At 46.7% G+C, this 11,456-nt stretch carries 8 protein-coding genes; all 8 read left to right on the top strand.

What is annotated here, in order from left to right:
* Positions 1-97 precede the first annotated feature (97 nt).
* A complete protein-coding gene (gene hisC, locus ACHAL6_RS03055; RefSeq protein ID WP_395268777.1) occupies positions 98-1,204 on the top strand; it encodes a histidinol-phosphate transaminase in 1,107 nt (368 codons plus the stop codon).
* A gap of 23 nt (positions 1,205-1,227) precedes the next feature.
* On the top strand, positions 1,228-1,683 hold the full coding sequence (locus ACHAL6_RS03050; protein WP_395268776.1) for a hypothetical protein: 456 nt from the start codon (positions 1,228-1,230) through the stop codon (positions 1,681-1,683).
* A 218-nt stretch (positions 1,684-1,901) separates the two neighbouring features.
* Positions 1,902-2,912, top strand: coding sequence for a LacI family DNA-binding transcriptional regulator (locus tag ACHAL6_RS03045; RefSeq protein WP_395268775.1), 1,011 nt, complete (start codon positions 1,902-1,904; stop codon positions 2,910-2,912).
* Positions 2,913-3,160: 248 nt separating this feature from the next.
* The gene (locus ACHAL6_RS03040; protein WP_395268774.1) at positions 3,161-6,286 is read left to right on the top strand and encodes a cellobiose phosphorylase; all 3,126 of its coding nucleotides are present in this window, start codon (positions 3,161-3,163) and stop codon (positions 6,284-6,286) included.
* Positions 6,276-7,628, top strand: coding sequence for a glycoside hydrolase family 30 beta sandwich domain-containing protein (locus tag ACHAL6_RS03035; protein WP_395268773.1), 1,353 nt, complete (start codon positions 6,276-6,278; stop codon positions 7,626-7,628). The genes ACHAL6_RS03040 and ACHAL6_RS03035 overlap by 11 nt, the downstream gene beginning before the upstream one ends.
* Positions 7,629-7,990: 362 nt before the next feature.
* Entirely contained in the window at positions 7,991-9,529 is a 1,539-nt protein-coding gene (locus tag ACHAL6_RS03030) for an ABC transporter substrate-binding protein (protein WP_395268772.1), read from the top strand.
* A 56-nt stretch (positions 9,530-9,585) separates the two neighbouring features.
* On the top strand, positions 9,586-10,557 hold the full coding sequence (locus ACHAL6_RS03025) for a carbohydrate ABC transporter permease (protein WP_395268771.1): 972 nt from the start codon (positions 9,586-9,588) through the stop codon (positions 10,555-10,557).
* The gene (locus tag ACHAL6_RS03020) at positions 10,544-11,452 is read left to right on the top strand and encodes a carbohydrate ABC transporter permease (RefSeq protein WP_395268770.1); all 909 of its coding nucleotides are present in this window, start codon (positions 10,544-10,546) and stop codon (positions 11,450-11,452) included. Before ACHAL6_RS03025 ends, ACHAL6_RS03020 begins: the two co-directional genes overlap by 14 nt.
* The last annotated feature ends 4 nt before the right edge of the window (positions 11,453-11,456 follow it).

The raw sequence follows: 11,456 nt of genomic DNA, 5'->3' as shown, positions 1-11,456 counted from the left end.
TTGCCTGATTTCTGTACTGCTTCCTGAAAGTATTTCCTTGATTGGCCCATGTGCATGGGGTATCATCATAGTATACGATTTCATAAAGGGGGAAAACATGAACTACAGAATACGTGAAGAAATAAAGAATATGAAGAGATATGTGGCGGGGAAACCCATATCTGAAGTGAAGAGAGAGCTGGGTATTGAGGCCGTGGTGAAAATGGCATCCAATGAAAATCCCATGGGGGCCAGCCCTATGGTGAAGGAAGCCATTCTGCGCACCTATGAGGATGTAAGCCTTTATCCGGATTCAGGGTCCTTCGGGCTGAGAAATGAACTGTCTCAGATGTCCGGAAGATCCATGGATGAGATCTTTGTAGGCGGAGGTTCAGATTCTCTCATCAAGGTCATCTCTTCCACCATGCTGAGCAGTGGGGACGAAATCATCATGGGAGAGCATTCCTTCTCGAGATATGAGGACAATGCAAAGCTCATGGGCGCAAAAGTGGTGAAGACGGATATGGAGAAACTGGTTCTTGATCTGGATGCCATGGAAGAAGCCATCACGGAGAAGACCAAGATCATCTACCTCTGCAATCCGAACAACCCTACCGGATCCTCTTTCGGAAAGGAGGACTTTGAAGCGTTCATCGCCAAAGTGAGTAGTGACATCATTGTCATCATGGATGAGGCTTACCGGGAATATGTCACAAGAGAAGACTATTTCGATGCGCTGGATTATCTGGATGCGTATAAGAATCTCGTTGTGCTGAGAACTTTCTCCAAGGCTTACGGCATGGCCAGCCTTCGAGTAGGGTACGGCTTTGCGGACCCGGAACTTGTGGGCTACTTCTATCGTGTGGTGGACCCATTCGATGTCAATCTGTTTGCTCAGGAAGCGGCGGTGGCTGCCCTTAAAGATCAGGCGTTTCTGAGACAAGTCATTGAAAAGAATACAGAAGGAAAGCACTACTTCTACAGAGAACTGGAAGAGATGGGACTGCCTTATGTGGTATCCGATACGAACTTCGTTCTGTGGGATACGAAGAAGGATGATATGGAGATCTTCAGGAGACTCATGAAAAAGGGGTATATCATAAGGCCAGGAGGCTTCTTGGGCATTCCGGGACATATCCGTGTCACCATTTCCACTATGGAGAACAACATAGGGTTCATGAGAGCCTATAAGGAAGTTCTGAAAGAAATGGAAATGGAAAAATAGAAATTCTGATGGAGGAAATCCTAATGGACAGAAAAGATCCAAGAAAAATTTCAGGTGAAAGAAAAGGCCTGTACTATGTTGGAATGGCCATGACCGCCATTGGGGTGGTGCTGTTCTTATCCGTTTTCTACTATGCCTTCATGGGTATCAGCGGCAACGATAGCATGGAGCCGGACTTCGGATTCATGAAGAACGGATTCATCGGTTTCATACTCATCGGAGCCGGGAACTTCGTCATGAATCTCGGGGCGAAAGGTGCAGCGGGGTCGGGTCTGCTGCTTGATCCCGAAAAAGCCAGAGAGGATCTGAACCCATACACTTCAGCAGCAGGCGGCATGATCAGTGATGCGCTGAAGGAAGTGGATGTGCTGAAGAAATCCGAGGAAGAGAAGACTGAAATCAGAGTCCGATGCAGACACTGCAGAGAACTGAACGAAGAAGACGCGCGGTACTGCAAAAGCTGCGGCAAGGAAATTTAAGGAATCAAAGGATGCGGCAGGTTGAGTCAGGCTGCATCCTTTTTATAGCTGAAGCGTAGCGGCTTCGGAAAATTTGAAGAGCGGAATAGATTGGGATGATTGAAGAAATGTGAATTGTGGTGTAGAATTGCTAAGAAGACAAAAAATCTGAAACTGTTTCTGAAAATCAGAACAGTTTATATAGAATTGGATTTTACTCAATACAGGGAGATAGAAGAATGGTGACGATTTACGACATTGCGAAAAAGGCTGGATGTTCATCCAGTACAGTTTCCAAAGCACTCAACAATTCCTCGACGATCAGCAAGAAGCGAAAAGAAGAGATCATAGCGATTGCAAAGCTCATGGGATATGTTCCGAACTCAAACGCGAGACAGCTTGCTACAAAAAACAGCTGGTCCATAGGAATCCTCTTCAGCGAAGATCTGAATATTGGTCTGGAGCATCACTTTTTCGGTGGAGTGCTGGAAGCCTTCAAGACTTATGTGGAGGACCTGGGGTATGAAGTGACATTCGTTTCGAAAAAAGTGGGTCATCAGGCACTGAGTTATCTGGAATGGTGCAAATACAAGAATGTGGATGGTGTGTTCATCGTGACGGTTGATGTGGATGATGTCAATCTGAAGGAACTTACAGAAAGCGGAATTCCCATCGTTACAGTGGATAATGGTGTCCTGAATGTGCCTACGATCATTTCAGACAACTACCAGGGAACAAGGATGGTTCTGAACTATCTGAGATTGAAGGGTGCGAAGAAGATTGCTCATATTGCAGGCCCCATGAGATCCTTTGCGGCCCAGGAACGTATTGATGCCTACAAAGATGTGCTTGATAAAGCGGGTGTAGAAATCGAAGAGAAGCTGATTATTGAAGCCAACAATTATGATTTCAACAGCGGAAAGAATGCTTTGTATCAGCTGGTCAGCCAGTATGGAGGCATCCCGGATGCCATTTATGCGGCCAGTGACGATATCGCCCTTGGCGCCATAAGAGGTCTGAAGGAGCTGGGGTACAAAGTACCTGAAGATGTCTGTGTTGTAGGATTCGACAACATCGAGCTGACGAAATACACCTCGCCTGCGCTCACTACAATTTCTCAGGACAAGGTGAAGATAGGCAGAGAAGCGGCGAAACATCTGATTGCCCTCATCAATCATGAGATCGAAAGTACTCCTGGCATCGTGAAACGAGTGCCGGTTGAACTGGTCATACGGGAATCAACAAAATAAGGCTGGAAGCCCAGTATAGGAGAAGAGATCTGAAATAATGCTTCAGGTCTCTTCTTTGCGTATAAAGGAATAATCGGGAAAGATGCTAAAACTGCTGGATAATTTCACAGAATCTTTTATTTGATTAATTGAATTCCTGTGATATCATAGACTAAGCGAAACCGATTTCGTAAATTAGCGCTATCAGGAAAACATCTACAGTGGAAGCGAAATCGGGTTTCTTAAATCGATATTCAGCAGGAGGAACTATGCGATATTATTATAAAAACAATGAATTTGTCATAGAAAATTATGACAAAGGGAAACCCTTTTCCAGTTTTCTTCCGGGGATTGCAGGAATCCGTGGAATACCCTTATGGGTGTTTTACGCAAATCGGGGGCAGGGCATAACCAGTTTCGGTTTACGAGACAAAAACGAACCGATCCAGGAATTTTTTCCTGCAAACACAAGTTATCAGTATGTGGACCGATACGGATTTCGCAGTTTCGTCAAGGTGAATGGTGAAGTCTACGAACCTTTCGCTGTCGGCAGTCGTGATGTGGTGAAGAGAAACATGTTCATATCGCAAGGGCATTTCACCATAGAAGAAATCAATGAAACCCGAAAGATCACTTACAGAGTCACTTATTTCGGTCTCACAAACGAACCGGTGGCGGGTCTTATCAGAAATGTGGAGATCGTGAATGACGGGGAGACAAGATCTCTTGAAGTTGTGGACGGGATTGCGAATATTCTTCCCTCTGGCACCACCAACGAAACCTATAAGAACATGTCGAATCTCATGGTCTCCTGGATGGGTGTGGAAAATATGGACAATCATATTCCGTTCTATAAATTCAGGGCTTCCAGTGGAGATGATGCTGAGATATCCATGGTTCAGAAAGGGCATTTCTACCTTTCTTTTGTGGAGGACGGGCAGCTGGTCAGACCGATTGTGGATCTGGAGAAGATTTTCGGCTATGACACTTCCCTGACGGTTCCTGTAGCGATGCAGAGCCATAACCTGAAGGAAATAGATCTGGATCATCAGGTGCTGGTCAATAAAGTGCCCTGCGGGTTCACTCCGGTATCGAAAGAGCTTGAACGTGGGGAGCATCTCCACATCCATACCATCATCGGAAGTGTTTCCGATGTGGAAATCATCAACGAGAAAGCAGTGGAGTTTACGAAAAGAGCGTACATTTCCCGTAAACGAGAAGAAGCGGATGAAGTCATCGATGAACTTGTGAGGGTGATCCACACGGAATCAGGGTATCCTGTCTTTGATGCCTATCTGAAGCAGAATTTCCTGGATAACACCTTACGAGGCGGTTTTCCTCTGGTTTTCGGAGAGGGGGACCAAAGAAAGGTTTATCACGTGTTTTCGAGAAAGCATGGCGATCCTGAACGGGATTACAACTTCTTCTCCCTGGCGCCTGAGTTCTATTCTCAGGGGAATGGAAACTTCAGGGATGTGAATCAGAACAGACGCAGTGATGTGCTTTTTACGCCGGAATCTGGTCTGTTCAATGTGAAGATGTTCATGAATCTTCTGCAGCTGGACGGCTACAATCCATTAGGTGTTCAGGGTACCACGTTCACGATAGAAGCATCTGCGGCGGATAAGCTGATGGAAAAATATGTCCTCGAAGGGCAGGAGAAACTGCGAGAGGTGCTTTCCGGTAAATTCACACCTGGAGGCATCGCCATGAAGATTCTTCTGGAGGAGATCAGGCTTGGCATCGGCGAAGAGGAGTTCATTGCCCGTCTTCTGGAAGAAGCGGAGCAGCACATCGAGGCTGTATATGGGGAAGGGTACTGGTCCGATCACTGGACATACAATTTCGATCTCATTGAAAGCTATGTGAGCGTCTATCCCGACCGGATAGAGGAACTGCTTTTTGAAGATGAAACCTATCAGTATTTTGAAAGTCCGGTCCATGTTCTGCCCAGACGCGAAAAATACGGGCGAACGGAAAAGGGGACCATCAGACAGTATGGCGCCATAGAGGAGGAGGAGCATTCTAGCCGCTTCGAGCAGTCTAGCTGGAAGCGCGTCGAGGGAGAGATCTACAAGGCAAGTCTCGCACAGAAGCTCCTGCATCATGTGATGATCAAGTTCACGACACTGGATCCTGTCGGTATGGGCGTGGAAATGGAAGCGGACAGACCCGGGTGGAATGATGCCATGAACGGCCTTCCGGGCGTATTCGGTTCAGGGATGAGCGAGACCGTGGAACTGGTGAGGGTGGTCAGGTTCCTGAGGGGGAATCTGATAAGACCTGTGCGTCTTCTTGATGTCAGTCATCAACTCTACAGAGGGATCAGTGAGGTGCTTTCCAGGGAGTTACCGCTGTTTGAAAGATGGGATGAGATGACTTCTCTACGAGAGGCGTTCAGGGAAAAGATCAGAGCGGAAATGGATGGAAATGAAGTTCTTGTGGATGCGAAGGAAGCTTCCCTGTTTCTGGAAAGGCTGGAGGAGATTCTTATGGATGGAATCAACCGGGCGAAGTCCCTCCATGAGGGAGTGCTTCCCACCTATCTCAGTTATAAGGTCACTGATTATGAAGTGCTGGAAGGAAGAACACCTTACGGACTGCAGAGGGTTCGTGTCAAAGGATTTGGACTGGAGAAGCTTCCGTTCTTCCTGGAAGGTCCTGCAAGATTCTATAAGATCGGAACGGAAGAGGAGAACAGAGCGCTGTATCACCACATAAGAAGTTCAGGTATGTATGATCCGGTTCTGAAAACCTACAGAACCAGCGCATCGCTGGAAGATATGAGCTATGAGACCGGCAGAATCAGAGCCTTCACGCCAGGATGGCTGGAAAGGGAGAGCAACTTCCTTCACATGACCTACAAATATCTTCTGGGACTTTTGAAAGGCGGGCTTCCTGATCTGTTCTACGAGGAAATCAAGACGAACCTGGTCTGTTTCATGGATCCTCAGGTGTATGGGCGATCCACGCTGGAAAATTCAAGTTTCATCGCCAGCAGTCTGAATCCCAACAGCAAACTGCATGGACAGGGATTTGTAGCCAGGCTCAGCGGATCCACAGCTGAAATGCTCAGTATCTGGCAGTATATGATGTTCGGGAAATCATTGTTTACCTATACGGATGAATTATGTTTTTCGCCGGAGCCGATCCTCGGTGCAGACTTTTTTGCTGATGGACATGTGAAGACAACGCTTTTATCTCAGATAGAATTCATTATTGAGAATGACACTGGACTACCCACCTATTCGGAGCAGGTACGCATCGATCACTATAGGGTGGATGGCAAACGGTATGAGTGCATCTGTGGGGATCTGGCGAAGAAAGTGAGAGACCGCCAGGTGAAACAGATCATCATGATATATAAGTTGAAGGAGGAAAACTATGAAAGTTAAAGCGATTAGGTCGGAAAAGAGAGATCTGAAATTCTGGAAAACTCTGCCCGAAAGAGAAACGGGTCATTATGATCCGAGAAGACCCGTCATTGCGGTGAACAGTCAGATGGAATATCAGGAATTCATGGGCTTTGGAGGTGCGTTTACGGAATCGGCTGCCTTCACTCTGTCAGAAGCACCTGAAAAGGTGAGAGAGGAAGCACTGCGTGCCTATTTCTCCAAATCGGAAGGACTTGGATATGTCCTGGGAAGAGTGCATATGAACTCCAGTGATTTCTCTCTGGAGAACTATACCTATGTGGAGGAAGGGGATCAGGATCTGAGCACCTTTGACGTTTCAAGAGAAGACAGATGGGTTGTTCCCATGATCAGGGATGCCATGAAGCATGCGGAAGGACCGCTGAAACTGCTGGCTTCTCCCTGGAGTCCCCCAGGGTACATGAAGGATACCGGAGAAATGAATTATGGAGGAAAGCTTCTTCCGCAGTTTACCAAAACCTGGGCCAGATATTATGCCCGATACATTGATGAAATGAAGAAGCGTGGTATCGACATCTGGGCCGTCAGTGTACAGAACGAGCCTCTAGCCACCCAGACCTGGGACTCCTGTATTTATACAGCGGAAGAGGAACGTGATTTTGTGAAGCATCATCTGGGTCCTGTTTTAAGATCATCCCATCCTGACACGAAGATCATTGTCTGGGATCACAACAGGGATGTTCTTGTGGAGCGAGGAGCGGTTGTGCTGTCGGATCAGGAGGCTGCCCAGTATGTATGGGGAGTTGGGAATCACTGGTATGTGAGCGAAGCTTTCGAAAATCTTACTGCACTCCATAATATGTTTCCGGATAAACATATTCTGTTTACGGAAGGCTGCGTGGAACTGACAACCACATCTGAGAATGCGGTGCATAACGGGTATCTCGGCTCATGGTCCAACGGGGAACGATACGGCCGCAATATCATCGGTGACTTCAACAACTGGAGCAGAGGGTGGATTGACTGGAACCTGGTCCTGAATGAAATCGGAGGGCCCAATCATGTCTATAACTACTGTGAAGCGCCGGTCATGTATGACAGGAATACGGAAAAGCTCATCTACAACAATTCCTATTATTATATCGGGCATTTTTCGAAATACATTGCTGTGGGAGCCAGAAGACTGGAACTCAGTGTGACCAAGGAAGATGTCCATGCAGTGGCATTTCGAAACCCTGATGGCGAGATTGTGGTGGTTGCGCAGAATGAAGGGTTCATCGCTGAACTTTCTCTGATGGTAGATGGAGAAGGGTTGAACATCAATCTGCCGGACAACTCCATCACCACATTCGTCATCGGATAAAGAAAGGAAAGCGGTTTCGGAAAATGTGAAATATGAAGGAGCCGGTTGCTGATCTGAGCGGTGTGGAGATGAAGCGTGTGCTATAGATGAGGAAATCTTCGTCTCGTGGTCATCTGCATCGTCGAAATCCGCGAAACAGCTGAAAACAGTTGGTTTACAAGTGAAATGTAGCTATATGACGTGTATTTCAGAATATGGATCCAAAAGCGTTTATGAAAGAAACGGGTGTTTTCTTCTATTTAAAAGGTTTTCATTTTTTGGAAAAAACTTTCAAAAAACTATTGAAACCGCTTTCGTAAATGTGCTATATTATGGGTGCGACATAATGAGTGTTGAAAATAAAGGGAAAAGGGGTTAATCGAATGAAGATCAAAAAAATACTTTCATTCTTACTGGCATCGATGTTTGTACTTTCTGCCTGTGGAACATCTGGGGAGGCACCTTCCGTAGAGGTAGACCCATCGAAAGACTATTCCAGTGAGAAACTGGTGATCTGGTCCTTCACGGACGAACTGGAAACTGCAGGAGATATTGACCATTTCAAGGAACTGTATACAGCAGAAGGCAAGCCTTTAGAGGGCATGGAAGTGGAGTTTGTTGCAGTATCCATACAGGATGGTTACATGGACAAGATTCTGCCCGCACTATCCTCCGGCAATGGACCGGATGTATTCACCGGAGAGCTTGACCACATCAAGCAGTTCATTGAAGCTGGATACTACGCCGACATCGAAACCATGATGGAAAATGATCCTGATGTGGATATCGCCGCAGAGAAGGCGGATTATGCCGAGTACATCTGGCAGTCCGGAATCGATCCAGCTACAGAAAAACTTGCTGCTTTATCCTGGCAGGTGACACCTGGCGCCATCTTCTTCAAAACAGATATGGCTGCTGAAGTATGGGGCGCAGAAGCCGGATTCCCAGCGGAAGATACTGAAGACTACAACACTGCTGTGACAAACTGGATGAACGAAAACAAGTTCGATTCCATTGAAAAGATGCTTGAAGCACAGGTGGAAGTCAAAGCCTACAATCCGAACTGGAGACTGTTCCCGGATGATCAGGCTGTAAGACACTTCGCTGCAGGTACAAACGATCCTGCAAAATGGATTGATGAAGACGGAAAACTGAATCCTGATAAAATCAAGGAACAGATTCCTTACATCAATCTGGTACAGGAAATGTACGGCGAAACCATCGATGCCTCACTGACTGCCAACGCAGCAGAGTGGAGCGGTCCCTGGTTTGATGCCATGGACAAGGACCTGACGGATGCAGAAGGAAAGACCTGGCAGGTCATGGCTTACTCCATGCCTACATGGGGTCTGAGATACATCATCGAACCGAACATGGAAAAAGTGGATGCGGACGGCAACACACTGGCAAAGCCTGCGGAAGATGCTTCTCAGGAAGAGAAGGACGCATATGAAAATGCGGCATTCAAAGGCAACTGGGGTATGGCATCCGGACCGAATTCCTACTTCTGGGGTGGAACTTATCTGGGCGTCAATGCAGACTCCGAAAACCCTGAAGCGGCATTCGCATTCCTGAAGTCCATGCTGTTTGACAAGGAAAGACTGGCAGAGCGTCAGGAAGCCGATGGAGACATGTATTCCGTAGAGTCCGTCATGGCACCGGTCATTGCAGACTACGAAGGAAGACAGTCCCTGGGCGGAATGAATCACCTGAAGGTATTCAGTGAAGAAGCGGCCAAGATCGATCTATCCAATGTAACAGTCTATGACAGAGGTCTCAATGATCTTCTGGGTACACACATCACAAACTACAAGCAGGGTGGTGCAGGTTACAGCTCCATTGCAGATGTGCTGACTAAATTCTATAGTGATGTCCAGGTGACCTATCCAGAAATCTATGTGGATGGACTACCAACAGAATAAAGAAAAAAACCATGCAGAAGTAGACGTAACGTCTACTTTTGCATATGGAGGTAAAAATGAAAAAAACAAAAGAAAGGAAAGGATATTTTTTTATCACACCATTTTTTCTGGTGTTCGCCCTGTTTAATGTATATCCGATTCTGTTCACCTTGTACCTTTCCATGACGAGATTCAAAGGTTATGGACCACAGGTATTCATTGGAGCTGAAAACTTCAAACTGGTTTTCAACGACCCCAATGTGGTGGATGCATTCTACAATACAATCAGAATCTGGGCAGTGAATATTTTCTTCCAGATTTTCCTGGCATTTCTGCTGGTTATGATTTTCTCGGACATCAAGTACAAAGTCAAAGGACTGGGTTTCTTCCGGGTTATATTCTATCTGCCGAATCTCATCGCTTCTGCCACCATCGCACTGATTTTCGTGAAGCTTCTGGACAGAGACTATGGTGTCGTGAATCAGGTCCTCTTTAATATCGGGTGGATCGATCAGGCCATCGGATGGCTGACAAAGCCGATTCTGGCTCAGATGAGTGTGTCGGGGATTCAGACCTGGATGTGGTTTGGGAACTCCTTCATTCTATTCATGGCTTCCGTGCAGGCTGTGAGCAAAGAGACCTTTGAAGCGGCAAGAATCGATGGGGCCAACAGATTCCAGATCATGAAGAACATCACCATACCTTCCATCAAGCCGATTCTCATGTATGTCATGGTAACAGGTCTCATTGGCGGACTTCAGCTCTTTGATATTCCGTTTCTCATTACCGACAGCAGAGGGTTTCCGGAAGGCAGTCTGAACACGATGATTGTGTACATCTATAATATGGCGTTCGTCTACAGAAACTATGGTTATGCTTCTGCCCTTTCTTTTGTACTATTCCTGCTCATCATGGTCTTTACAGCGGTGTTCACCATTGCGACAAACAGAAGAGAAATCAAGGAATTTTTTGAAAACCGAAAAGAGAAGAAAGCGAAAAAGAAAGAAGTACTGATGATGAAAGGCGGTGATCCTCATGAAAGACAATAGAAGAAAAGTACAGACTCTTCCTCAGACCGATGAACAGAGACAGAAAGAGATTCGAAGAAACAAAATGAAGAAAGTTCTGGTATACAGCCTGATCTATCTTTTCCTTGCATTCCTTGTGGTCATTGCCGTCATTCCTTTCTGGATCGTGCTCATCAATGCCACCCGTGACGGAATGTCCATTTCAACCCAGGGTATCTCACTGATTCCAGGAACGAATCTGGTGGAAAACTACAGGATTCTGGTGGACAACGTGGATGTGGTCAGGGGGTTCATGAATTCCCTGAAGATCGCCGTGGCTGTGACGGTTTTATCGGGCTATTTCTCAGCCCTTACGGCCTACGGATTCCATGTGTTCAATTTCAGAGGAAAGAATGTCCTGTTCGGACTGATCCTCATATTCATGATGGTTCCCAGCCAGCTGGCGTTTCTTGGCTATGTCAGACTCATGACCCAGATCGGGCTCATGGATAATCATCTTGCGCTGATCATACCAGCCATCGCCTCCATCGGAACAGTGTTTTTCCTGAGAGCCTACATCAGTTCCTCCCTCGGGAAGGAAGTCATAGAGGCAGCCAGAATAGATGGCGCGGGAGAGCTTTATATCTTCCACAGAATCGCACTGCCGCTCATGGCTCCAGGTGTAGCGACCATGTCGATCTTCACCTTCATCGGGTCCTGGAACAACTATCTGAGTGCCAGAGTCATTCTGAGTTCCAAGGCCAATGAAACACTGCCCATGGTCATTTCCTCTCTGAAGGCACTGAGAATTTGGTACCAGAATCAGGGAGCGATCTATCTCGGGTTTGCCATCTCCATCGTACCGATTGTTGTGGTGTTCATATTCGCCTCCAAATATCTCATTGAAAATATCTCGGCCGGTGCAGTGAAGGGCTAATCAT

The organism is Proteiniclasticum sp. C24MP (assembly GCF_043951855.1).
GTDB lineage: Bacteria > Bacillota > Clostridia > Clostridiales > Clostridiaceae > Proteiniclasticum.
This window is presented reverse-complemented; position numbering and strand designations above follow the sequence as displayed.

What these genes read in the sequence shown, in the direction of transcription:
- hisC (WP_395268777.1), top strand. Translation starts at nt 98, where the DNA reads ATGAACTACAGAATACGTGAAGAAATAAAGAATATGAAGAGATATGTG.
- ACHAL6_RS03050 (WP_395268776.1), top strand. Translation starts at nt 1,228, where the DNA reads ATGGACAGAAAAGATCCAAGAAAAATTTCAGGTGAAAGAAAAGGCCTG.
- ACHAL6_RS03045 (WP_395268775.1), top strand. Translation starts at nt 1,902, where the DNA reads ATGGTGACGATTTACGACATTGCGAAAAAGGCTGGATGTTCATCCAGT.
- ACHAL6_RS03040 (WP_395268774.1), top strand. Translation starts at nt 3,161, where the DNA reads ATGCGATATTATTATAAAAACAATGAATTTGTCATAGAAAATTATGAC.
- ACHAL6_RS03035 (WP_395268773.1), top strand. Translation starts at nt 6,276, where the DNA reads ATGAAAGTTAAAGCGATTAGGTCGGAAAAGAGAGATCTGAAATTCTGG.
- ACHAL6_RS03030 (WP_395268772.1), top strand. Translation starts at nt 7,991, where the DNA reads ATGAAGATCAAAAAAATACTTTCATTCTTACTGGCATCGATGTTTGTA.
- ACHAL6_RS03025 (WP_395268771.1), top strand. Translation starts at nt 9,586, where the DNA reads ATGAAAAAAACAAAAGAAAGGAAAGGATATTTTTTTATCACACCATTT.
- ACHAL6_RS03020 (WP_395268770.1), top strand. Translation starts at nt 10,544, where the DNA reads ATGAAAGACAATAGAAGAAAAGTACAGACTCTTCCTCAGACCGATGAA.